General features: G+C 46.4%; 25 protein-coding genes. All 25 read right to left on the reverse strand.

Annotation, left to right across the window (positions count from 1 at the left end; all coding sequences use genetic code 11):
• Window position 1: 1 nt before the first annotated feature.
• Entirely contained in the window at window positions 2-400 is a 399-nt protein-coding gene (locus MHB85_RS20440) for a hypothetical protein (RefSeq protein WP_341073620.1), read from the reverse strand.
• Between the two features lie 1,101 nt (window positions 401-1,501).
• Window positions 1,502-2,431 (reverse strand): tyrosine-type recombinase/integrase, encoded by a 930-nt coding sequence (locus MHB85_RS20445; protein ID WP_341073623.1) that lies wholly within the window; start codon window positions 2,429-2,431, stop codon window positions 1,502-1,504.
• Window positions 2,432-2,697: 266 nt separating this feature from the next.
• Complete coding sequence (spo0A, locus tag MHB85_RS20450; RefSeq protein WP_091018123.1) at window positions 2,698-3,504, reverse strand: sporulation transcription factor Spo0A; 807 nt, start codon at window positions 3,502-3,504, stop codon at window positions 2,698-2,700.
• Between the two features lie 195 nt (window positions 3,505-3,699).
• A complete protein-coding gene (gene spoIVB / locus MHB85_RS20455; protein WP_105599530.1) occupies window positions 3,700-5,028 on the reverse strand; it encodes a SpoIVB peptidase in 1,329 nt (442 codons plus the stop codon).
• 120 nt (window positions 5,029-5,148) lie between these two features.
• Window positions 5,149-6,867, reverse strand: a complete 1,719-nt coding sequence (gene recN, locus MHB85_RS20460) for a DNA repair protein RecN (protein WP_105599532.1) — start codon at window positions 6,865-6,867, stop codon at window positions 5,149-5,151.
• A 54-nt stretch (window positions 6,868-6,921) separates the two neighbouring features.
• Complete coding sequence (gene ahrC, locus MHB85_RS20465; RefSeq protein ID WP_017687604.1) at window positions 6,922-7,371, reverse strand: transcriptional regulator AhrC/ArgR; 450 nt, start codon at window positions 7,369-7,371, stop codon at window positions 6,922-6,924.
• Window positions 7,372-7,455: 84 nt separating this feature from the next.
• Complete coding sequence (locus tag MHB85_RS20470) at window positions 7,456-7,941, reverse strand: hypothetical protein (RefSeq protein ID WP_091018127.1); 486 nt, start codon at window positions 7,939-7,941, stop codon at window positions 7,456-7,458.
• Window positions 7,942-8,025: 84 nt separating this feature from the next.
• Window positions 8,026-8,871, reverse strand: a complete 846-nt coding sequence (locus tag MHB85_RS20475) for a TlyA family RNA methyltransferase (protein ID WP_091018128.1) — start codon at window positions 8,869-8,871, stop codon at window positions 8,026-8,028.
• A gap of 22 nt (window positions 8,872-8,893) precedes the next feature.
• Window positions 8,894-10,801, reverse strand: coding sequence for a 1-deoxy-D-xylulose-5-phosphate synthase (gene dxs / locus MHB85_RS20480; protein WP_105599534.1), 1,908 nt, complete (start codon window positions 10,799-10,801; stop codon window positions 8,894-8,896).
• Window positions 10,802-11,084: 283 nt separating this feature from the next.
• The gene (locus MHB85_RS20485) at window positions 11,085-12,008 is read right to left on the reverse strand and encodes a polyprenyl synthetase family protein (protein WP_149846724.1); all 924 of its coding nucleotides are present in this window, start codon (window positions 12,006-12,008) and stop codon (window positions 11,085-11,087) included.
• Complete coding sequence (xseB, locus tag MHB85_RS20490) at window positions 11,983-12,240, reverse strand: exodeoxyribonuclease VII small subunit (protein WP_017687599.1); 258 nt, start codon at window positions 12,238-12,240, stop codon at window positions 11,983-11,985. Before xseB ends, MHB85_RS20485 begins: the two co-directional genes overlap by 26 nt.
• Complete coding sequence (xseA, locus tag MHB85_RS20495; protein WP_091018131.1) at window positions 12,230-13,594, reverse strand: exodeoxyribonuclease VII large subunit; 1,365 nt, start codon at window positions 13,592-13,594, stop codon at window positions 12,230-12,232. The genes xseB and xseA overlap by 11 nt, the downstream gene beginning before the upstream one ends.
• Before the next feature lie 10 nt (window positions 13,595-13,604).
• Window positions 13,605-14,462 (reverse strand): bifunctional methylenetetrahydrofolate dehydrogenase/methenyltetrahydrofolate cyclohydrolase FolD, encoded by an 858-nt coding sequence (gene folD, locus MHB85_RS20500; RefSeq protein WP_017687597.1) that lies wholly within the window; start codon window positions 14,460-14,462, stop codon window positions 13,605-13,607.
• Window positions 14,463-14,579: 117 nt separating this feature from the next.
• Entirely contained in the window at window positions 14,580-15,032 is a 453-nt protein-coding gene (gene nusB / locus MHB85_RS20505) for a transcription antitermination factor NusB (protein ID WP_017687596.1), read from the reverse strand.
• Window positions 15,033-15,254: 222 nt separating this feature from the next.
• Complete coding sequence (locus MHB85_RS20510; RefSeq protein WP_017687595.1) at window positions 15,255-15,488, reverse strand: DUF2273 domain-containing protein; 234 nt, start codon at window positions 15,486-15,488, stop codon at window positions 15,255-15,257.
• Window positions 15,489-15,502: 14 nt separating this feature from the next.
• A complete protein-coding gene (gene amaP / locus MHB85_RS20515; RefSeq protein ID WP_017687594.1) occupies window positions 15,503-16,042 on the reverse strand; it encodes an alkaline shock response membrane anchor protein AmaP in 540 nt (179 codons plus the stop codon).
• A gap of 146 nt (window positions 16,043-16,188) precedes the next feature.
• Complete coding sequence (locus MHB85_RS20520; RefSeq protein ID WP_017687593.1) at window positions 16,189-16,599, reverse strand: Asp23/Gls24 family envelope stress response protein; 411 nt, start codon at window positions 16,597-16,599, stop codon at window positions 16,189-16,191.
• 216 nt (window positions 16,600-16,815) lie between these two features.
• On the reverse strand, window positions 16,816-18,159 hold the full coding sequence (gene accC / locus MHB85_RS20525) for an acetyl-CoA carboxylase biotin carboxylase subunit (protein ID WP_091018133.1): 1,344 nt from the start codon (window positions 18,157-18,159) through the stop codon (window positions 16,816-16,818).
• 55 nt (window positions 18,160-18,214) lie between these two features.
• Window positions 18,215-18,679, reverse strand: a complete 465-nt coding sequence (gene accB / locus MHB85_RS20530; RefSeq protein WP_091018285.1) for an acetyl-CoA carboxylase biotin carboxyl carrier protein — start codon at window positions 18,677-18,679, stop codon at window positions 18,215-18,217.
• 139 nt (window positions 18,680-18,818) lie between these two features.
• Entirely contained in the window at window positions 18,819-19,649 is an 831-nt protein-coding gene (locus tag MHB85_RS20535) for a SpoIIIAH-like family protein (protein WP_105599537.1), read from the reverse strand.
• Window positions 19,650-19,715: 66 nt separating this feature from the next.
• Window positions 19,716-20,354 (reverse strand): stage III sporulation protein AG, encoded by a 639-nt coding sequence (spoIIIAG, locus tag MHB85_RS20540; RefSeq protein WP_091018137.1) that lies wholly within the window; start codon window positions 20,352-20,354, stop codon window positions 19,716-19,718.
• A gap of 15 nt (window positions 20,355-20,369) precedes the next feature.
• Window positions 20,370-21,200, reverse strand: coding sequence for a stage III sporulation protein AF (gene spoIIIAF / locus MHB85_RS20545; RefSeq protein ID WP_179198579.1), 831 nt, complete (start codon window positions 21,198-21,200; stop codon window positions 20,370-20,372).
• A gap of 31 nt (window positions 21,201-21,231) precedes the next feature.
• A complete protein-coding gene (gene spoIIIAE, locus MHB85_RS20550; RefSeq protein ID WP_373419868.1) occupies window positions 21,232-22,374 on the reverse strand; it encodes a stage III sporulation protein AE in 1,143 nt (380 codons plus the stop codon).
• A 68-nt stretch (window positions 22,375-22,442) separates the two neighbouring features.
• Entirely contained in the window at window positions 22,443-22,832 is a 390-nt protein-coding gene (gene spoIIIAD / locus MHB85_RS20555) for a stage III sporulation protein AD (protein ID WP_017687586.1), read from the reverse strand.
• A gap of 32 nt (window positions 22,833-22,864) precedes the next feature.
• A complete protein-coding gene (gene spoIIIAC / locus MHB85_RS20560; RefSeq protein ID WP_017687585.1) occupies window positions 22,865-23,068 on the reverse strand; it encodes a stage III sporulation protein AC in 204 nt (67 codons plus the stop codon).
• Between the last annotated feature and the right edge of the window lie 2 nt (window positions 23,069-23,070).

Below are 23,070 nucleotides of genomic sequence, written 5' to 3' on the forward strand. Positions count from 1 at the left end.
TTTACTTCGGAGGCACCATCACAAAAGGCCGCTCTCCCTCGTAAATATCCGTACTCACTCCGAGATATTTCCGCATAACTACGCTCGCATCCGCAGCCATCATCGTCCACCTTATCCGCATTTGCGACTCGTAGCCGCGACATTTATAGCGCGCCGTTACGCCGTCATTATCCGTTACCTCTTCGTAGACCTTGATGCCGCGTGTACGGAATCCTTTGCGTACTTCGTAGAGGTCTGCGGTGAGTTTGCGTTGGGCCTTCGCTATAACGTCGACATACGGACCCGGCGTCTTTAGTGTAGCGTTGATTAGCGCGATGTCCCGTTCGAATGCGGTGAGGACGCGCGGGAGGATGATGTGCGATTTAAATAGCGTGTGATCTTCCGAGGTGATATCGATCATTTGCGGCGAACCTCCGTTATAGTGCGTTTGAATCCGCGAGAGCGGAACGTTTGTTCTTAGTATAGCGCGGGAGTGGCGGATTTTACAAGCGGGAGAAATGCGACGACGTCGTCGGTTTTAGACAGCGCAGATATCCGAAATTAATAGTTGCAGCGATGCGTAGGCAATTCACCACCCCATCCGGTTGACGAGCGCAAAAATGCGTTGGTTGTCCGTTTCGTGGATGTGTGTACGGGGTGTGCCCAAAGTTGGACCTACCCCCTCGTGCCAACACGAACAGTATTGGGGTTAAAGTGTATGGGGACGCACAATCTGCATATCCTTGACGAATCCAAAACTGGACGCGTCGTCAGGTGACTAAGTTCAACTTAGGGAGTCGGGATTCACGACGTCCTGGCGCAAATACTATCATTTTAAATGAGGGTATCGCGCGAGTATATGCGTGAACGAATCGTTCAGTCATCCGCAGACATGGACGACGAAAAATTGCGCTCTCCGAGATGTGCATGGAATTGTGCCGATCGCATGTGTACGTTGAGAGTACGGAGAATGAACACAAGGACGTCCGCGCAGATAAATATGTACAATAGTGCAAACTAAAGTTACCAATTCCGGCCGCCACGAAATTAATAACACGCACCCTATTGACTTTTTCGACGTCGTGTGTAAAATATAAGATCTTTTAAAGACTTTAAAGATTTAAGATCTTTTACTCAGTTATTCACTACGTTCATAACTTCGTACGCCCCGATAACAAGTGATCGTGACGGATAGACGGGCATCACACATAGAATTGCGCGGCAGAACTAAAGAAAAAGACAATACGATACGCCTCGCCGCCCCTCACACCGAACCCTCCGAATCGCCGCCGTGAAATCTACGTGAAATTAGCGTGGATTCAGGCGTTTAAATAGCGCGCGAGGGTATTCGTTAGGGTCAGCGATTAAACACGCTAATTTCACGTGAATTTTACGGGAAGCGCAAAGGAGCGCAAATTGTGACGCGTAGAGTAGCCGCTGGAAATAATGAAGGATAAACGTATGTATAATAGTGCAAATACAAAGAAAAACCGGACGGCTACATGAGCTATCCGGACAGCGACTATATTTTAATTTTCCTCACCGAGGGTACTAAATTGTTAAGCGGGCTGGCTTTAGTATGCTGAACGCGTAAGTCCTCGTCTACCAACGATACATATCGTCTTGTGACAGCCATAGTGGTGTGTCCTAGCGCCTTTTGAAGGTGAAAAGCACTAGCTCCATTACGTATGAACTCTAATGCAAAACAGTGCCTAAGAGCGTAAGGTGTGACGTGTACTCCAATTCTCTTAGAATAAACTTCTAATCGGTCACCCCAGGTGTGTCTCGTTAAATGTTTCCCCTCATAGCTGCAGAATATTGGAACGTCATTTCCCCAATCATCGTGTCGCACACTTATGAGTCTTTTTATGGCTCTTGCCGTTATTTCAGATATTGGCAGCCTCCGTATCTTTCTAGTTTTGGCTACCTCAGGTCTAATGATAATCTCTAAGCTCTTTTCTCTAAAATCTTTAGGTATCAGCGACATAGCTTCTTTTGGTCTAATCCCATTATCCAAGGTTAACAAAATTAAAGCGTAATCTCGAAGCCCGGCAAAAGTATTTGTATCCGGTTGTTCTAACAATTTTTTCAGTGAACTCAATTCAATATCTATGATTCGACCTTCATCTTTTCTTTTCTTTAACTTGGAAATGGGATTGTCTTTAAGATATTCATTTTCCACGCACCAACTTAGAAATGTACGTATATAAATTAATCGGTTATTAAAAGTGGCTGGCCTCATTTTTTGTGAAAGGTGTTCTAGTAAATTTAACTTTAAATTTTCCTCAGAATCCCAAGAGTCAGGAAACCTTTTCATAAATAATTTTACGTGACTGTAGTAATCCGAAGCAGTTTGATCACTAACTCCTTCAACTAGCTTCCACATAACAAATTCGTCAAGAAGGTCTGCCCATCCCTTTTGTTCTTTAGGAATAAATTTGACGCGGCCCATATAAACAACTCCTCACCTATTTAATTAAATAAAAGCGCACATCCCCGAAGAGGACGCGCGCCTGGTAAGTTTGTATTTACACGCACATTGCGCTATTATGTTTATCAGCTAAATGCCCGATAAGTTTACGCTAAAATTGCGCGGAGATTCGGACAGTTTACCGGAACAACGTCCGCATAGTTTATCGGAATCTCGCGACCAACGGCCGATAAGTTTACGCGAACAATCGTTCTAGTCATCGTCTGAAAACGTTGATACAGCGGGGTTTACGAGACCTTATGCTCAATTCTCAGCTTGTCAGCGACCATCGCGATGAACTCGCTATTTGTTGGCTTCGACTTGCTGATATTGATCGTGTAACCAAACAAGTGGCTGATGCTGTCGATGTTACCACGAGTCCATGCCACTTCAATCGCATGACGGATGGCACGTTCGACGCGGGACGGCGTGGTTTTGAATTTTTCGGCAATCGCTGGATACAGTGTTTTGGTGATTGCTCCCAGAATTTCGATATTGTTATACACCATCGTAATAGCTTCGCGCAAATACTGATATCCCTTAATATGCGCAGGAACGCCGATTTCATGTATGATGGACGTAATGCTTGCATCGAGATTTTTATGTTTGCCCATGGGCACAACATTGGATTTCATGAACATGGATGATCCATTGCTCGTCGACATCGCGGTCTGTGTTCCAACCAGTTGACGCACACGATTCGCAAGCACCTCCATGTCAAACGGCTTGAGAATATAATAAGAAGCTCCGAGTTGCACGGCACGCTGTGTGATATTCTCTTGTCCGAATGCCGTAAGCATAATGACTTTAGGCTGTGGAGACAGGTTCAGGTTGCGCAAGCGCTCAAGCACACCCAGACCGTCCAGATGAGGCATGATAATATCCAGAATCAATACATCCGGCACATCCCGAGTTTGCTCCAGCAATTGCAGTACTTCTTCTCCATTGTATGCAATACCGGTTACTTCCATATCTTCCTGTTCAGATATATATTCGGCAAGCAAATTCGTAAATTCACGATTATCATCGGCCAGCAATACCTCAATTTTTTGCAAAACGGTATCCTCCTTTAAATTAAACATCGTTTCGTACATTTCCTTACACGTTTAATTTTCGACACAGCGAGTTAAATTCCTCCTGTCGAAAATTATTTTTCTTTATTTTTTTTTCTTGATCCTATATAATAAATAATTTATTTCATTATCCGATATATTATGTTTGCTTTCGACAAAAAAGAACCTCAAGGCTGTTTAACCAGCCTTGAGGTTCTTATCGTTTTCCTTTTTCATCATAACGCCAGCATCTTGTAACATCCATTCAATGAAGCAACCGTAACCCGATTTCGGATCATTCACGAATACATGAGTAACTGCACCGATCAACTTACCATTCTGTACAATAGGGCTGCCACTCATCCCTTGAACGATACCTCCGGTCTTATCCAGCAGTTTCGGGTCCGTGATTCGAAGTACCAGACCTTTTGTTGCTGGTTCGGTTTGATCTGCCACATGAACAATGTCAATGGAGAAGCGTTCAACTTGTTGACCGTCAACCACGGTAAGTATTTCGGCCGGTCCTTCCTTTACTTCATGAGAGAAAGCAACGGGAATACCTTTCGAATACAAACTGTGCTCAGGATTTCCGGACATTTTACCAAAGATACCAAAAGCCGTATTACGTTCAATATTGCCCAAAATTTTGCTTTCCTTGAGGAAATGAGCACGTTTTTCACCCGGATCACCGGTCTCACTTTTAGAAATGGACGTCACATTGGATTGAACGATCTGACCACTACCTACAACAATAGATGTTTGTGTGTTCATATCTGTAATGACATGGCCCAGTGCGCCGTATACGCCCTGATCTGGAGCATAGAAGGTAAGTGTGCCAACACCGGCTGCAGAATCACGAATGTACAATCCAAGCCTCCACGCTTGATCCTCGGAGTCATACGCCGGAGTTAATCGTGTCTTCACCGTTTCCTTACCACGTTTTAACACAACATCAATACCTTTTTTACTTTTCCCTGCAAGTTCAACGGCTTCAGAGACACCTGCTACGCCATCAAGACGTTTACCATCCATATGCGTAATCAGATCTCCGAGCTTAATGCCTGCGGTTTCTCCTGGCGATACACGCTCATCCTGCCCAGAGTGGACCAGATGATGACCTACAACCAGAATGCCTGCCGATTTAACTTTGACGCCAATCGTTTGACCCCCGGGTACAACACGCAAATCCGGTATCACATTCACATGGACTGTTTTGACCGGAATTTTACCCCACAACTTTAACGTTAATTTGGCATGTCCCGTTTGTTGAGGGTGAAGATGCAAAGGTTGTTGCCTGGTAACATGCATCGCTGCCTGATCATCCAAACCAACGATATCTGGTCGATCTACAACGGCGCTTGAAACAGCAGGTACAGCGAGCCGGACATCCGCTTGCCTGCCAGCAAACACCTGCAATTCATCCGGCAGTGAAGCATAACTTTGCACAGGCTGAATGGCCTGGCTAATCACACAAAGAAAGAAGGCAAATAAAAGACCTAGCAATTTCTTCCTGAGGGGGGAATTCAATGGCTGTCACACTCCCTTTGCTTCTTTCGCTTGACGAAAGGTGGTCGCCAATTGCGTACCTATAAGATAACCTCGCCCCCAGGCTTTTATTACTGTCAATCATTACGCCAGCCGTCCGTTTCACCCTTTTTTGGCTTCCGCCAAATTCAGCATTTCCTGTGCGTGATGCAGCGTTTTTTCTGTAATTTCCACGCCGCCCAGCATACGTGCCAATTCCTTCACTCTGCCTTCGTCTGACAGCGATTCCACCTGCGTCATCGTCCGTCCATCGTAAACATGTTTCTCAATGAGATACTGATGATCTGCCATACAAGCCACTTGTGGTAAGTGAGTTATTGAGAAAACCTGACAAGTCGAAGACAAGCGGAACAGTTTTTCCGCAATGGATTGAGCTGCTCTACCACTAACTCCGGTATCAACTTCATCAAAAATCAACACAGGTATCCGGTCATGTCGTGCAAAAATACTCTTCATCGCCAGCATCATTCTCGACAACTCACCACCTGAAGCAATTTTGCCAAGTGGTCGTAATGGCTCGCCCGGGTTCGGCGAAATCAGGAATTCCGCATTGTCCGCACCCTGACGATTCAGACGAATACGACGTCCATTCCATTCAATGCCCTTCGGATCTTCGAAAGGAGTAATCTGAACACGCAACGTAGTCCGCTCCATTTGCAGATCCTTGAGTTCGCTTTCCACCTGTGCAGCAAGTTCCTCGGCGCATTGTTTGCGAACCTTGCTAAGTTCTTCAGCAGACTCCATCACAAGGTTAAGCATTTTGTCACGTTCAGCTCGCAATTTCTCCAGCCGTTCGTCCTTGTTCTCCAGTTGGTCGGTTTCATGGCTAATCTGATCATAATAACTCAGAATAAGTTCAACACTGTCCCCGTATTTCCGTCTGAGGCCAGAAATCAGATTCAGCCTTTGCTCCACTTCTTCCAGCCTTGCCGGATTAAATTCAATCTTCTCCCGGTAATCCCTTAATTGAAATGTCGCATCTTCCAATTGATAAAATGCGGATTGCAATTGTTCTACAATGGGTTGCAGTCCTTTGCTATCATATCCAGAAATGTCTTCAATTCTTGAAAGAGCAATGCTCACAGCTTCAAGTCCGCGTTGACCACTGAGCAGATCATATGCACCAGCAACACTGTCCATCATTTTCTCACTATGGGATAGTTTGACCCGTTCTTCCCCGAGTAATTCATCCTCGCCTCGTGTAAGGCTTGCCGCTGAGATCTCCTCAAGCTGAAACCGATACATGTCCAAGAGTTGATATGCCCGCTGACTGGACTCCTGAAGCGCACGCAGTTCTTTTTCCGCCGTGATAAACTTGCTGTAGCGCTCCTGGTACTTCGCTTTGATCGGTCCGATTACTTCCGAGCCATAGGTGTCGAGAAGCCCCAGATGGCTCTCAGCGCGCAGCAAACTCTGATGTTCATGTTGTCCATGAATATTGATCAGCTTCTCGCCTACTTCCCGCAGCATGGTCAGATTGACCAATTGCCCATTAATGCGGGACGTACTTTTCCCCTGTGTGTTCAGTTCACGTCGAATGACCAGATGCTCTTCAGGCTCACAATGGATACCCAACTTCTCTAATGTCTGCCATACCGGATGACTTTGCTCCATCTCAAACAAGGCTTCCATCTCTGCCTTCTCACATCCGTACCGGATCAGATCAGCTGAACTTCGTCCACCGGCAATTAAGCCAAGTGCATCTATAATAATCGACTTCCCTGCACCCGTTTCCCCTGAAAGTACATGGAATCCCGGATGGAATACAACGTCCACTTCTTCCACCACAGCCAAATTACGAATCGATAACGTAACTAACATCTGCAAAAACACCTCCGGATGACTAACTCAGAAATTATGTTTTTGAACCATTGATTAAGCAATGTAACCCATGATCCGCTCAATAACGGTCACACTGTTACCTTCAGTCCGGCAGATAATCAGAATGGTGTCATCTCCACAAATCGTGCCCATGACTTCATTCCACTCAATATTATCAAGCAGAGCTGCAATGGAGTTGGCTGTTCCTGGCAAACATTTCATCACAACCAGATTGTTTGTGTGATCAATGTGCAAGAAGTTGTCAACAAGTGCACGCTTCAACTTTTGAATCGGATTATATCGTTGATCTGTCGGCAAAGAGTACTTGTATCTTCCGTCATCCATCGGAATCTTGATTAACAGAAGTTCCTTGATATCCCGGGATACCGTCGCCTGAGTCACCTGAAAACCTGATTTGCGTAGTGCTTCAACCAGATCATCCTGGGTCTCAATTTCATTTTGACTAATGATTTCACGAATTTTGATGTGCCTTTGTCCTTTCATACATGCCTCCAGTTAAATGTATTGCAATAAAGCAGCATTTGTAATTCGCCGCAGACTTTGCCCTGCAATGTTCATTCTTTTATATTAGTCCAGATCATCCCCATCATACACATCTTCCTGATAGTCCATGAGCCTGATTAACTTAATATCGGAATCCTCCACGTCAACATACAGCAATCCTTCACAGCCAGGATATAACAACAGGTAATTGAGGAAGCGATCCCTTAGCGCAGGGCCGGTCATTTCAATTGGCTGTCTGCGACGAGACGTTTTCACGAGGTATCTGAGATCCTCACGTTCTGCAACATAATCAATGAATAATCTGCTGTAATAAACGGATTCATTGGCCTCAAAAGCCAGAGGAACCTTCATTTTGCCACCGATGACTTCGTAACCCTGTGCTTCAAGCAAATCCAAGGCCGGGGAATCCTGAATCTTCACGTTCAGCTGCATTCCAGACAAGCTTACCGGCGTCGGTCGGTTCACCCAATTACGCAAGCCAAAGAACAGCCACAAGATCAAACAGACAGCAAGTACACCTATAACGATTGTGTCATATTGACCATCCATTATCGCTCACCTCGAAGACATATTCGAGGTTCAGTAACGATTTCCCTTTACCTCAATCACCTTTCCAGCGAAAAGAAACCCATCTTATGATGAGTTTCCCGTAAATGTATGAGCTGCTTCCTTTGCAACTTGCTCCGCAAGTGCGTCAAGTGAAGCTGGATCGATCTCTGGTTGTGTTGCCTCTGGTGCTTCCAGACGCCAATGTGCGAGAAATTCTATATTACCTTCTCCACCGGTTATCGGTGAAAAAGTTAAACTCTGCAGATGCAAACCAAGTTGACTGGCAAAATGAAGCATCGTCTGCAATACATCCTTGTGTACCTTCGTATCACGTACCACACCGGACTTGCCTACTTTTTCACGCCCTGCCTCAAATTGAGGTTTAATCAATGCAACGATATCTGCAGGTTGTTTCAAAAGAGCCAGAAGTGGCGGCAATATGATTCGCAGTGAAATGAACGACACATCAATGCTCGCAAAGTTCGGCACGGGTCCCGTCAGATCTTCAGGAGTCACATAGCGGAAATTAGTTCGTTCCATAACAGTAACCCGCTCATCATTACGCAAAGACCAGTCGAGCTGATTATACCCCACATCAATAGCGTAGACGTGAGATGCGCCATGCTGAAGTGCACAATCCGTAAATCCACCGGTGGATGAACCTATGTCGAGCATGACAAGTCCATTCATATCAAGGCCGAAATGACGGATCGCTTTTTCGAGCTTTAATCCGCCTCTGCCGACGTAGGGATGTACCGAGCCTTTAACTTTTAGCTCGGCTTCCCTTGGAATTTTCATGCCCGCCTTTTCGATCGGCTCATTATTGGCATATACCAGTCCAGCCATGATTGCAGCTTTTGCCTTCTCACGACTTTCATAATAGCCCTGCTCAACCAGCAGAACATCAATTCGTTCTTTCGGGAGTGACATGTCTGTCTCCTATCATGTAAATTTACGAAGGAAAACGTGTTTTGGGTATGCCATAAGATGATTGAACAGCCATCTTGCGCAGTTCAGCACATACATTTTCAACGGTAAGACCCACTTCCTCACGTTGTTCCTTAATACTGCCATGCTCGATGAAGCGATCCGGAATCCCCATCAATTGTACATGAACATCATGCAGTCCCTGTTCTGCATAAAATTCCAGCACTGCACTACCCATGCTGCCTGCTTGAGATGTTTCTTCAAGTACAATCAATTTGGTGCCTCGAACAGCTAAATCACGCAACATTTGCTCGTCAAGAGGTTTCAGGAAGCGAGCGTTGATTACGCCAGCTGTGATACCTTCCCGCTTCACCATCTCCGCTGCTTCTTCTGCAAGCTGCACCATCGATCCTGAAGCGATGACAGCATATCCCTCCGATGGACGCAGTTGCTCCCATGATCCGATTGGAATCGAAACAAGTACATCATCCAAAGGTACACCGACCACATTGTTTCGTGGATAACGGTAAGCAATTGGACCTTCATTATAATCAAGCGCCGTTTTCATCATATGACGCAATTCATTTTCGTCTTTTGGCATCATCAGAACGATATTTGGAATATGACGCATAAATGCCACATCATACACCCCTTGATGTGTTTCCCCATCCGGACCAACAAACCCGGCACGGTCAATGGCAAACATCACGTTAGCGTTATGTCGGCAAATATCATGTACGATCTGATCATATGCACGTTGCATAAACGTAGAATACACGGCAAAGACCGGCTTCAAGCCTTCCATAGCCAGTGCAGCACACATGGTTGCCGCATGCTGTTCTGCGATCCCTACGTCAATCATGCGGTCAGGAAATTCCTTACTAAAAGGAATGAGACCTGATCCTGTAGGCATTGCTGGCGTTACAGCTACGACCCGCTTATCCTGCTTCGCAAGATCAATTAACGTTTGACCAAACACTTCCGTGTACATCGGTTTCCCCACAGCTTTCAGCACTTGACCGGATTCAATTTTGTACGGAGAAATCCCGTGCCACTTGTGTGAATCGGCTTCTGCTGGCTGATAACCTTTGCCTTTGGTCGTGAGCACGTGAACGAGCACAGGACCATCAACGTTATCAGCCTGTTTGAAGGTTTCAATCAATTTGGGAATATCGTGTCCATCAATCGGACCCAAATACGTGAAGCCCAGTTCTTCAAAAAGAACACCTGGTACCATCATATATTTGACACTATCTTTGATCCAGCTTGCCGATTTGGCCAAACGATCCCCAATAGCAGGAATTTTTTTAAGCATGCCCTCGACATCATCTTTCGCTTTCAGATAATGACGATCCGAACGAATTTTGCTCAAATATTTATGCATGGCCCCAACGTTTGGAGCAATGGACATTTCATTATCATTCAGAATAACCATCAGTTTTCTCTGCTCATGACCGATATGATTGAGAGCCTCAAAAGCCATACCACCTGTAAGCGCTCCATCACCAATCATCGCGATAACTTGGTTGTCCTCACCCTTCAGATCACGTGCAAGGGCCATCCCCATCGCAGCGGACAATGAAGTACTGCTGTGTCCAGCTTCCCATACATCATGTTCACTTTCGTTGCGTTTGACAAACCCGCACAGGCCGTTATGTTGACGCAATGTATCAAAGCGATCCATACGCCCTGTCAGAACTTTGTGCACATAAGCCTGATGCCCTACATCAAAAATCATTTTGTCTGCTGGACTGTTATAGCAGTAATGCAGGGCTACCGTGAGCTCAACCACGCCTAAGTTGGGTGCGAGATGCCCACCTGTAACAGACAGTTTCTCAATCAGAAACTGCCGGATCTCTGCCGACAAAAGGGCAAGATCATCCTGAGACATCGACTTTAGATCACTGGGTTGTTTAATTTGTGGAAGCAGCACGAGAATCTCCCCGCTTTCCTAGATTGTTTAGTTATTGTTGTAAATCGATATATACATTATGAATCAAATGACATTAAATCATTATAACATAAAAGAACAAGAATCATAATTTACTGCACTATACTCCCGATAACGAGCATTCTCGCCAGCAAGTTACTTAAAATTCTTCTCCATATGTATTCCCGCATCCACTGAGGACAGACTTTTCCCATCTAATCGGAAAAAGGACATTACATTTATTACACGGTTATACAGGTTTTGAAACAACGCGTTTTATTCGAATCTAATGGTCTCGACTCATCAGATAATCTGCAATTTCCAGCAATCTGGATGCATCAGGTAACTCGGCTCTTTCAAGTGCATCTTTTGCAGATTGGGTAAGGGATTTCACTTCATCTAGAGAAGCGTCCATGCCAATAAAATAAGGATACGTTACCTTCTGCTGATTCACATCGCTCTGTGTTTTTTTGCCCATCTTCTGCTCGTCACCCGTCAGGTCGAGAATATCATCCTGAATCTGGAACGCCAGCCCCAAATCACGGCCAAACACACGTAAGGCTTCCAATTGTCCTTCCGTTGCTCCACCAATTCGTGCTCCAGCAATGAGTGAGAAAACAATCAGGTCACCCGTTTTGTGCAAATGAATATATTGGAGCTGTGAAAGATCAGTCATGCCTTGCTCACCTTCCATATCCGCAACTTGGCCGCCGACCATGCCTCTTGCTCCAGCAAGTTCGGACATGTCCTCTACGATGGACAGCAGCGCATCTGCCGCCACACCACTACGGCGTCCAGCTTGAACAATGCTATAAAAAGCATGGGTTAACAGCGCATCACCTGCCAATATGGCTGTTGCCTCACCATATACCTTATGATTCGTTAATTTTCCCCTGCGGTAATCATCATTATCCATAGCAGGCAGGTCGTCGTGGATCAGTGAATACGTATGAACCATCTCCACGGCGCAGGCTACCGGCATTGCAGCTGTACGCTGTGCACCGAAGGCTTCCGCCGCAGCAACGACCAGAAGAGGACGAAGGCGTTTACCTCCGGCCATGAGTGAGTACTGCATCGCATCCGACAACGATTGTGGTACATCCCAGTGAACAGGAAGCGTGTGTTTCAACGCTTCTGTCACCTCAGCTGTAACCTCTTCGAGGTATGCTTGAAACGAAGGACGATTACTCATGGACTTCACCGCTCTCATCGTCAGCAGTTCCGAAAGGCTTCTTGCGAAGCTCTCCATCTTCTTCTACGATCATCTCGATCTTGCGTTCCACTTGTTCCAGCTTCAGTCCGCAAAGTTGCGAAAGCTTCATCCCGCGTTGAAACAGATCGATGGCCTGTTCCAACGGAACATCACCATGTTCCAGCTGACCTACGATGTCTTCCAATGCCGCCATTGCCTCTTCAAAATTCAATTCCGGTTCATTCGCCATGGGTATTGTCGTCCTCCTTCATTCCCCAAACCTGACAGTCCAGCTGTCCGTCTGATAATTTAATCTTAATTGAATCTCCAGGCTGTACATCCTTCGTTGACTTGATCAATCGCTGTTCTTGCTCATCATAGACAAGGCTGTATCCCCGTGACATGACTTTAAGCGGGCTAAGCGCATCCAGATGCCGCACAGATGATTTCCACTGTTGTTGCTTCGATCTGGTTATAGACCTGATCGCAAGTTCCAGTTGTCTGCGTGCTGCCGCATTCTCACGGCGTGCTGCATTGACCTGCTCACGAGGATTGAATCGTTGCAGTGCTGCCCGCAGACGCTCCTGCTTCTCTCCTGTCCATTTCATACGCGTATCCACTGTTCTCAAAAGCCGTTGGTGCATCATATCCAGTCGTTCCGTATGCTGCATCAACGTACGTCTTGGATGCACCAGCACTGGCGAACGCTGTAATCTTGCGAGCCGTTCACGATTATGTACAGCACGCTGACGTAAGCTGTGCTGTAACTGGCGCTGACGTTGTCCGATCTGATCAAGCAACTCAGCTCGATTAGGTACAGCTAATTCAGCTGCTGCTGTAGGTGTAGCCGCACGCAAATCGGCTGCAAAATCAGCAATTGTGAAGTCCGTTTCGTGCCCAACCGCAGAAATGACAGGAATATCCGAAGCGACTATTGCTCTTGCCACAATCTCCTCATTAAAGGCCCACAACTCCTCCAGTGAACCGCCTCCGCGTCCAACGATAAGTACATCGGCTTCTCCCATCCGGTTCAAGTTGCCAATGGCTTTGACAATGGAAGGTGCTGCACCTTTGCCTTGGACCAAAACAGGATACAAAACAACTTTGGCAGAAGGGTATCTACGCTGGAGTGTGATCATGATGTCCCGCACCGCCGCTCCCGTCGGTGAAGTTACAACCCCGATGGTCTGGGGATAACGAGGGATCTGTCTTTTTCGCGAAGGTGAAAATAACCCTTCATCCTCAAGCTTTTTCTTCAGCTGTTCGTAAGCCAGATACAGACTTCCAATTCCGTCCGGTTGCATCTGGGTAGCGTAGAATTGATACTGCCCATCCCGTTCATACACCGAGACATTACCACGGGCAATAACCCTTGCACCCTCCTTCGGTACAAAGGGTAATCGCTGGTTATGGGACGCAAACATAATCGACTTAATCCGACTGTCCTTGTCCTTCAATGTAAAATACATATGGCCGCTGGAGTGATGTGTGAAGTTCGAAATCTCCCCGCGTAGCCAAACGTCCGACAGGACCTGATCCGATTCCAGTTTCATTCGAATATACCGGTTCAGGTCTTTGATGGAGTAGATCTTTTGATCTGCCACAGACAAAACCCTAGGCCAATCCGTGAGCGCGCTTGGCAGCGATCAATGTATTTTGCATCAGCATTGTGATTGTCATCGGACCAACACCACCTGGAACGGGTGTAATTGGACCAGAAACTTCTTTCACACTCTCGAAATCAACGTCTCCTGCCAGTTTGCCATTCTCCAAACGGTTCATGCCGACATCGATAACCACAGCACCCGGTTTCACAAAATCAGCATCCACAAAGTTTGCACGACCGATGGCTACAACTAGAATGTCCGCCTGGCGTGTAATTTCTTTCATGTTGGCTGTACGGGAATGACACATGGTTACTGTCGCATTCTCACGTTGGAGCAACAGGGATACCGGTTTGCCAACGATGTTGCTTCTTCCGATGACTACCGCATGTTTACCGGACATTTCCAATCCAGTGCGCTTGATCAGTTCAATTACACCCGCTGGGGTACATGGAAGCAGACTATCGTCCCCAATAACAAGATTACCAACATTGACTGGATGGAACCCGTCTACGTCTTTATCCACGGCAATTGCATCAATAACCGCTTTCTCTTCGATATGTTTCGGTAGTGGGAGTTGCACCAAAATTCCGTTAATGGATTGTTGATTGTTCAGCTTGTCCACCAGCGCAAGCAGATCTTCTTGGGACGTATCTGCATCCAAGCGATGCACTTCGGAGTAGAAACCGAGGTCGTGACATGCTTTTTCTTTATTACGCACATAGACTTGGGATGCCGGATCTTCCCCGACGAGCACAACAGCCAGACCAGGTACTACCCCCTGTTCGCTAAGCTGTTTTACTTCTGTTGTCATGCTTGCGCGGATCTCTTGGGATACTTCTTTACCGTTAATAATAGATGCTGTCATTGTACTCTCTCTCCCTTATGTGAATATAAAATTAGAGGTTGTTCAAAAAGCCCGCTTTTGATTACGAAGGATACTGAAAACCGGTCTTTTTGAACACACACTATAATTAATCATAACTTAAGATAATTTTGCTTTAATGGCGTCAACTTCCTGAATCATGCGTCCAAGTACACCATTGACGAATTTACCGGATTCTTCTGTACCAAAATATTTGGACAGTTCAATCGCTTCATTGACAGATACCTTTGCCGGGATGTCATCACGGAACACCATTTCATACGTGGACAGTCGTAGAATCTGGCGATCTACACGTGACAGACGGCTAATCTGCCAACCTTTCAAATAATCCACAAGCAAACCGTCAATGGCTTCCTTATTGTTCCAGGCTCCTTGTACAATCTCAGTAACATAAGTACGCATTACATCTGCATCGCGGATAACTACTTCAGTTTCATTATCTTCAGCAGCTTCATTGATCAACATGTTCACAGCTTCTGCTGCACCTACCTCATTCATTTCCATCTGATACAGACTTTGTACTGCAATTTCCCTTGCCAAACGTCTTTTCATGTCCTGCCTCCTGCAGCGCTCCGCCTGGAGCGTCATCATGCTTATTTTATAATCCATGCATCCATCTCATCAAATCCTGTATCGGTTAGATCGATGGATTACACGGTATTGTTATTGTTATCCCTTTTCACAAAAAAACCTGCAATACGTTTCCTCCAAAAAACGGGCAACCTAAACTACAGCTCTATTTTCGGAAGAAACATATTGCAGGGTTCAGGTAGGTCACTTAAACGGACGCCAGCGATCGCCCAGCCATTGTCCCCACTCCCTCCAGGGAATGGACGAACCCAGCTTCGAATCGCTTCGTCTGCCTAACGTATAACCAATGAACACCAAGAGTGCAAAGAACAACATATCCCAAAAACCGATCCATACATAAAGAAATCCAAAAAAGATGCCGCCGATAATTCCGGTAATTCGGCCTCTGTGACTATCCCAAATCTCTTTCCACAGCATCAGTGAAACTCACCTCATTCCACTCGACTCTTGTAGTTAGGCGACTGGGTCACATTAGCGATATACACCGTGACAAAAGAAACCGGGATGCCCGTAATCTCTTGTACATGATCATGAATCGCCTTTTGCAGATCAGAAGTCAGCGCAGGAATAGGTGTCTCACCATCCACTACTGCACGGATCATAATCTCCAGTCCTGACTCGACCACACGTATGCGTGCCTTGACATCACGTACTCCCCGGAAACGGGAAGTTGCCTTCAAACAGAGATTCTCAATCGTCTCCATCGAAATCTGTACATCACCAAACTCAGTACGTTGATCTACAGACGGCAACGATGCACGCTCACGCCGAACCGAGATGTAGAAAAATCGCAAACTCAGGATAAACAAAATCGCTGCTGCAATAACCGACGCAACAATAACGTTTTGTTCCTGCTGGTAATTCAATTCGTAAGGCAGCACACCGCTAATCAGAAGAATGACGGCTGCCGATATTGCTCCAACGCTTATGCTGTATATAAACAACAGAAGCCGATCCAGTATTTTAGCCACGAACTGCACAGCCTCCCTTGCTCACTAACATGACTTAACCTGTTCACTAGCAAAAAATCAGATCCTCATCTAGCTTTCGCTATAATGAAGACCTGTCCAAGACGGGATAACCCCCGGCAGATGATGCCGGGGGAATCTGTCTTCTTTTATTTTACACGCTGACTGTTCAGGTCGATCTCTTCCACTTTCTCGGTGCTCTTGAACTGAACGTCATGAATGTGCACATTCACTTCATTCACATTCAATCCTGTCATGTTCTCGATGGAACGTTTCACGTTCTGTTGAATCTCCGTAGCTACCTGTGGCAGACGGTATCCGTACTCGATAATTACAGAAACATCAACTGCAGCTTCACGTTGGCCCACTTCAACTTTAACGCCTTTGGAAAGGTTTTTGCGACCAAGCAATTCAGCAAATCCGCCAGCGAATCCACCACTCATGCCTGCAACACCTTTCACTTCAAGGGTCGCCAATCCAGCAATCACTTCAATAACTTCAGGTGCGATCTGGATTTCACCGATATCCGTTCGTTCAAATTCAGTCGGTAGTGTACTCATAACTGTTCAACACACCTTTCGCGAGATAAGTTTGCGGCCATCCGTCAGGGCGCTGGACTCAGGTTAATCAACCTTCAGACCCTTCCGGTCCGGCTTTACCGGAACTCCTGCAAACATCCGCGAGGTGCGGGCTTATCCTTTGCAGGAGACATGCGCTCTTATTATTCATACTATATCATTTGGGCTACATTATGACAAACAAGCCCAATATACCTTTTAAATCTCGTTTTCCTCAAGAAATTTGATATCAAAGTCACCACGAATGAACGTTGGGTGCTCCAGCAATTTCTGATGGAAAGGAATAGTTGTAGATATGCCTTCAATCGCAAATTCCCCAAGCGCACGCTTCATCTTGGCAATCGCCTCTTCACGATTCGCTCCCCACACGATCAATTTTGCGATCATGGAGTCATAGAAAGGTGAAATGGTATAACCCGGATAAGCAGCACTATCTACACGAACGCCAGGTCCACCTGGTGCAAGGTAGAATCCGATTTTGCCTGGTGATGGCATAAAGTTACGGTCCGGATCTTCTGCATTGATACGACATTCAATGGACCAGCCATTGATAACCACGTCTTCCTGACGGAATGAGAGTGGGTTGCCCTCAGCTACCGAGATCATCTCACGGATCAGATCCACGCCAGTAACCATCTCGGTTACCGGGTGCTCTACCTGAATACGCGTATTCATCTCCATGAAATAGAACTCGCCATTCGGGCTGAGCAGGAACTCCAATGTACCCGCTCCCGAGTAGTCCACAGCAAGGGCAGCCCGTACCGCAGCTTCACCCATCAGTGTGCGCACATCTTCGGAGAGAATCGGACACGGAGCTTCTTCTACCAATTTCTGGCGACGACGCTGAACAGAACAATCACGCTCTCCCAAATGTGCTGCATTTCCGTGTTTATCAGCAATGATCTGAATTTCCACGTGTTTCATACCTGTCAGGAATTTCTCCAGATATACACCTGCATTGCCAAATGCCTTTTGTGCTTCCTGCTGAGCAGCGGTAATCTGCTTAATCAGCGTTTCTTCATCTTCGGCAATACGAATTCCCTTACCTCCGCCACCAGCAGTAGCTTTGATAATGATAGGATATCCGATGTCTCTAGCAATCATGATGGCTTCATCCATATTTTCAACAAGGCCGTCTGATCCAGGAATAACAGGTACTCCTGCATCTTTCATCGTCTGTTTGGCAACAGCCTTGTCTCCCATTTTGGTAATGGCTTCGGGTGAAGGACCGATGAATGTAATGTTGCAGGAACCACAGATTTCTGCAAAGTCAGCATTCTCCGCCAAAAAACCGTAACCAGGGTGGATTGCATCACATTCCGTCAGTGTGGCTACACTCATCAGGTTTGTGAAGTTGAGGTAACTGTCCTTAGACAGTGTCGGTCCGATACAATAAGCCTCATCTGCAAGACGAACATGCAGAGAATCTTTGTCCGCTTCCGAATAGACGGCTACCGTTGAGATGCCGATTTCACGGCAGGCACGAATAATACGTACCGCAATCTCTCCACGGTTCGCAATCAGTATTTTTTGAAATTTCATTTCGTTTTGTCCTCCTTCGAAGCTCATGCGGTTAGCTGTTAACCAGCTATAACGGTTATTCCGGTTTCACCAGGAAAAGGGGCTGCCCATACTCGACCAGCTGTCCGTTCTCAACCAGCACTTCAACGATTTCTCCCTTGATGTCCGCATCAAGCTCGTTCATCAGCTTCATAGCTTCGATGATACATACCGTTGTTTTCTCAACAACTTTATCACCAGCGCTCACAAAAGGACCTGCTTCCGGCGAGGAAGCTCTGTAAAAAGTACCTACCATCGGAGATACAATTTTATGTAAATGACTTGTAGTATCGACCTGCGGTGCAGCTTCATTTACCACTGCTGCCGGCTGTACTTGCGGAGCAGCAATCATTTGCGGTTGCACAGCAGCTGCTTGAACATACTCCGTTTTGCCCGGTTTGCGGATCGATAACCGTGATCCTTCATTTTCAATTTCCAATTCTTGAACGGAACTTTCATCTACCAGTTTAATCAGTTCTTTGATTTCACTCAATTTAAACATTTCCATTATTCACTCCTTCGGCATCATGCCAGTCTCACTAGGACGGTCATATGGCTTTATGTATTATATCATAATCATTAAAAATGGAAAGAGCCCGAGAGTACAACCAGCTCCCGGGACTGCATTTCCATGATTTGGATTACTGTTCTGTGACGTATTGCACGCTGATTTTGTTCTGTGAAACCGCCAATTCTTTCATCACCAGATCCACAATGGATACCGCCTGTTTTACATCCAGTTTGTCACTGAGGACCACAACTTTATACTTGTCGGCATCTTCTTCAACGATCGCATTAGCGAACTGTTGAGAGAGCGTCTCTTCAATGCCAGTGATTTTAGCTTCTTTTTCTTCCAGTGTGCGGAGTTGCTCCGTTGCTTTGGCATTCTCCTCTGGCGTTTTGCTCAGATCACCTGCTACGGTCATCAGTTCCTCATACTTGCGATTGTTGCTCTCTTCACGCTGCCATTGGTAGTTCTGGAACTGGCTGCTTGCAGATGCTGTCGTATTCTGCTCTTCCATTTCCTTGAGGACTTCCTCATCTGTCTTCGTTGCAGTGCCTCCTGCCTGACCGTCTGTCTCCGGTGTTGTTGTTGCCCCTTTGTCGGTCTCTTTGTTGGTTTCTTTGCCTGCCTCACCCTTATTCTCGCCTGGTTCGACAGCAGGTGTTTTCTCTGTATTTCCAGCTTCTTTACCTTCTGAAGCCGCCGGTTCTTCCACAGCGCCAGCCGCACTTGGATCACTTTCAACTTCGCCGCTATTCACCACTTCATTCACAACCAAACCTTCTGTAGGATCAAGAATGCCTGCCGTCTCCTTGGCTTCCCCTTGCTTGATTCCATCCACTTGCTGACTGTCAGCCACCGGCGCGTTGGCTGGACCGGAATCTTCAGTGAACAGATAATACGCGGACAAAATGACCATCAGACTCAGCATGGAAACGAGCCATACCGTTTGGCGTTTGTTATTCATTAGAACTTCCTCCTCAAATTAGCTTCAATCTTATGAGAATTGAATCTTGTGATTCAACACATCAGATTAGTCTTGTTTGCGCGGTACAACCGAGATCCGGTAGGCTGCCACATTCAGTCCTTTTTCCACAGCATCGGTTATCAGGTCCTTCACAACCTTGTTCTCTGCACCCCTGGCAACCACAAGCACCCCACGGATCTGCGGTTTGAGCTTTTTGGTCACTATAGGTGTCTGATCCCCTGATATTTCGTACGTAATAATCTCGCCATCACGGGTATATTGCGTCATATGTCGCTTGCCCCCGCTAGCATCAGTTTCTTCGGTAAGTTGCTGAGAATCCTTCACATTCCGCTGAACGACTAATTCCTCTGTGGAATCCACGGTAACCATCACATCAACCGTTCCCACACCAACAATGTTTTCCAGCACACCTTTGATTTTGTCTTCAAATGCAATTTCGATCGCCTGAAAAGGATTCTGTTCTGACGGATCACTCTGTATGGATGCCATGGATGTTGCCGGGTCCGGTGGTTCCCGACCGATATTTTCGGAATCAATTTTTTTGACATTGACGAAGGAATTGAACAGCATGATTCCCACCCCGATCAAACCCAGGATAATCAGCCAGCGGAAGGTTTGATTTCGCCTTGCCCCACCCTCTCCGCCACCCATCCAGGTTTCCATCTTTTTGAACCATTGTTTCATCGGACACCCTCCTTCTCAGAGCACTTCAGCACTTTTTGGTTCTGTCACTTGAACGTTGTTTGCATCAACATCCCACTTTTCAGTCAACAATGTAATAATCTGCACCGCATGTTCGGACCTTGTGGATGTCTCACCTTGCTGCTTCGTCTCATCTGTCTGATCACGTATAACAGGTTCGGAAGACGCTTCATTTCCATCACGTTGCCCTCTACTCACATCAATCTGTACATCAGGCACTTCAATCTGACCGATCTGGATGGGCTGCTGTATTTGATGTGTTTCATCCTTCTCGGATTCTGTGTCTGTTCCAAATATGGGTTGTGTATTGGCAGCGATTTCTTGCTGCCCTGCCTTCACTTCTCCTCCTGCATCCTCTCCGGCCATCTCGACCAACACACGCTGGATCACAGGCAGTTCGACGGATGAGGCAGCTTCCATCTCGGTTTCATATTTACTCATTGCCAGCTGTACCTCTACGGATCGAACCTTCGCTCCTGTTGTTTCTTCAATCTGGCCTTTCATGACATTAGCCAGTTCTTTCGCTGTCCATTGTAAGGATTGTTCCTGTTCACCCGCTTGCAGCCGCTTGCCCTGAGCTAATATCTGTTCGAGTGTTGCATTCCCATCCGATGGCGCATCCATTGCCGACATTGCCCGTTTCAGTTCGCCAACCGGATCACTTTTGAGGAGCTTAGTTATGGGAGATAAAAGGGTCAGCAGGATGAGAAGGCTCAGCACAAGCTTGACATAACGTTCCATGGATCGATTGGGCAACAGCATATCCACAAAAGTCGCCAGCAGAACGATCATAATCAATTCCTGGAGCCAGTTGCTCAGCCACCCCATCCTTTCCATCCCCTTTCTTGCCAACATACATTCAGCGCATCATGACAGTCAGATTGCCCGCGGTCAACAAGATGGTAATTGCCAGAAAAAACATCAGCCCGACGGCTGCGAGCGCCGCAAATACGTAGATCATACTCTTGCCGATGGCCTGGAGGCATCCTACAATCGGGGTGTCTCCAAGCGGTTGCATAATGGCACCAGTTACGTTGTATATCAAGGCAAGAGCCAGGATCTTGAGTGCCGGAAAGGCACATAGAAACAAAATGATGATCACTCCGGTGAGTCCAATTGCATTTTTGACAAGTAAAGAAGCTGTAATTACCGTATCCGTCGCATCCGCAAATGTTCTGCCCACGACAGGGACAAAATTGCCTGCGATGTATTTGGCGGCCTTCAGGCTAACTCCATCCGCTACGGAGCCCGATGCTCCCTGAACCGAGATTACACCCAGAAACATCGTCAGCAGGATACCCAGCAGTGCCACACTAATATTGCGCAGGAGGTCTGCCAGCTGTGTCAGCTTGTACTTGTCAGACAATGAACTGACGAGATGCAGAACAGCTGAGAAGAAGAGTAACGGGAATACCAGCAAGTGAATCAACGTACTCACCAGATGAATCATGAAAATGATGAGTGGATGTGTCACCGAGACGGTGATGACATTACCCATGGACGCAAGCAGTGTGAATAACAAGGGAACCATGGCCATCATGAAGTTGATCATGCCAGTTATGGCATCCTTGGCGTATCCAATCGCCACACTGAAGCTGTTGATTGCAATAATGATGATGACCATATAACAGATGGAATAGGCGATTTTGCTAATATTATTTTTCTCAAATGCAGTCTGAAGCGTCTCCAGAATCATGCTGAGTACGCTTAACATCACAATCGTGACCAGAAGCTTGCCATTATATAAAATTTCATGCAGCATGAAGGTTCCGATCGCCACAAACACTGATTTCAGGCTGAACCCTTCATTGCCGGGGATTAACATATCCATGAAGGAAGGGGTCTTCCCTTCCGGGAAGAAACCACCGTATTGTTGCATCAGTTGATCCCAGTATTTCTCCACCTGATCCTTGGGAAGCTGATCGGCCTGCTGCTCCATCCACTCACCGGAAGGCGAGGTTGCAGTAACCTGTCCCAGGATACCAAACAGAAAACAGAGCATCAGCACAACCGTAAGGCGCCACTGCGGCTTATGATGCATTGATTTCATATGAAGTCCGCACGCCCTTTCTACACCGGCATCAGCTTCATGACGGTTTCGATAATAATGCTGATGATCGGTATAGCAAGTACAAGGATCAGTACCTTACCAGCCAGTTCGATCTTGGACGCAATGCTCTCCTGACCTGCATCCCTGACAATCTGTGCGCCAAATTCAGCGATGTACGCTATGCCAATAATTTTCAGCACCGTTTTCAGATAAATACTTTCCATGCCTGAATTCTCGGCAAGCCGCTTCAACACTTCGATGACTGCACCGATTTTGCCAATCAACAACATGAAGATGACAATGCCGGTCGCGGCAGCAATCAGAAAAGCAAACATGGGTTTCTGTTCCTTAATAACCAGAATGAGCACTGTTGCGATGAGCGCCAAACCTACAACTTGGATAATTTCCACAGGTCACCACCATCCGGCTTCATGACCGTTTTTCATTGAAAAAGAAATATCGATTTGATCTCTTGTAGCAGGCTGTCCAGCATACGGACCACCATGAACAATACAACGACAAATCCGATTACGGTCACCCAGTGAGCCATATCTTCCTTTCCCATTTGTTTCAGTACCGTGTGAATCATGGCGATGATGATTCCGATACCCGCAATTTGAAAGATTGCGTTCACTTCTAGATTCATGA

This window comes from Paenibacillus sp. FSL K6-4396 (assembly GCF_038002525.1).
GTDB lineage: Bacteria > Bacillota > Bacilli > Paenibacillales > Paenibacillaceae > Paenibacillus > Paenibacillus amylolyticus_B.

Bases quoted from the DNA above. Each gene is read 5' to 3' on its own strand.
- MHB85_RS20440 (WP_341073620.1), bottom strand. From the start codon at position 400: ATGATCGATATCACCTCGGAAGATCACACGCTATTTAAATCGCACATC.
- MHB85_RS20445 (WP_341073623.1), bottom strand. From the start codon at position 2,431: ATGGGCCGCGTCAAATTTATTCCTAAAGAACAAAAGGGATGGGCAGAC.
- recN (WP_105599532.1), bottom strand. From the start codon at position 6,867: ATGTTAGTTACGTTATCGATTCGTAATTTGGCTGTGGTGGAAGAAGTG.
- ahrC (WP_017687604.1), bottom strand. From the start codon at position 7,371: ATGAAAGGACAAAGGCACATCAAAATTCGTGAAATCATTAGTCAAAAT.
- MHB85_RS20470 (WP_091018127.1), bottom strand. From the start codon at position 7,941: ATGGATGGTCAATATGACACAATCGTTATAGGTGTACTTGCTGTCTGT.
- MHB85_RS20475 (WP_091018128.1), bottom strand. From the start codon at position 8,871: ATGTCACTCCCGAAAGAACGAATTGATGTTCTGCTGGTTGAGCAGGGC.
- MHB85_RS20485 (WP_149846724.1), bottom strand. From the start codon at position 12,008: ATGAGAGCGGTGAAGTCCATGAGTAATCGTCCTTCGTTTCAAGCATAC.
- xseB (WP_017687599.1), bottom strand. From the start codon at position 12,240: ATGGCGAATGAACCGGAATTGAATTTTGAAGAGGCAATGGCGGCATTG.
- folD (WP_017687597.1), bottom strand. From the start codon at position 14,462: ATGACAGCATCTATTATTAACGGTAAAGAAGTATCCCAAGAGATCCGC.
- nusB (WP_017687596.1), bottom strand. From the start codon at position 15,032: ATGAAAAGACGTTTGGCAAGGGAAATTGCAGTACAAAGTCTGTATCAG.
- MHB85_RS20510 (WP_017687595.1), bottom strand. From the start codon at position 15,488: ATGCTGTGGAAAGAGATTTGGGATAGTCACAGAGGCCGAATTACCGGA.
- MHB85_RS20520 (WP_017687593.1), bottom strand. From the start codon at position 16,599: ATGAGTACACTACCGACTGAATTTGAACGAACGGATATCGGTGAAATC.
- accC (WP_091018133.1), bottom strand. From the start codon at position 18,159: ATGAAATTTCAAAAAATACTGATTGCGAACCGTGGAGAGATTGCGGTA.
- accB (WP_091018285.1), bottom strand. From the start codon at position 18,679: ATGTTTAAATTGAGTGAAATCAAAGAACTGATTAAACTGGTAGATGAA.
- MHB85_RS20535 (WP_105599537.1), bottom strand. From the start codon at position 19,649: ATGAATAACAAACGCCAAACGGTATGGCTCGTTTCCATGCTGAGTCTG.
- spoIIIAG (WP_091018137.1), bottom strand. From the start codon at position 20,354: ATGAAACAATGGTTCAAAAAGATGGAAACCTGGATGGGTGGCGGAGAG.
- spoIIIAF (WP_179198579.1), bottom strand. From the start codon at position 21,200: ATGGGGTGGCTGAGCAACTGGCTCCAGGAATTGATTATGATCGTTCTG.
- spoIIIAE (WP_373419868.1), bottom strand. From the start codon at position 22,374: ATGCTCTGTTTTCTGTTTGGTATCCTGGGACAGGTTACTGCAACCTCG.
- spoIIIAC (WP_017687585.1), bottom strand. From the start codon at position 23,068: ATGAATCTAGAAGTGAACGCAATCTTTCAAATTGCGGGTATCGGAATC.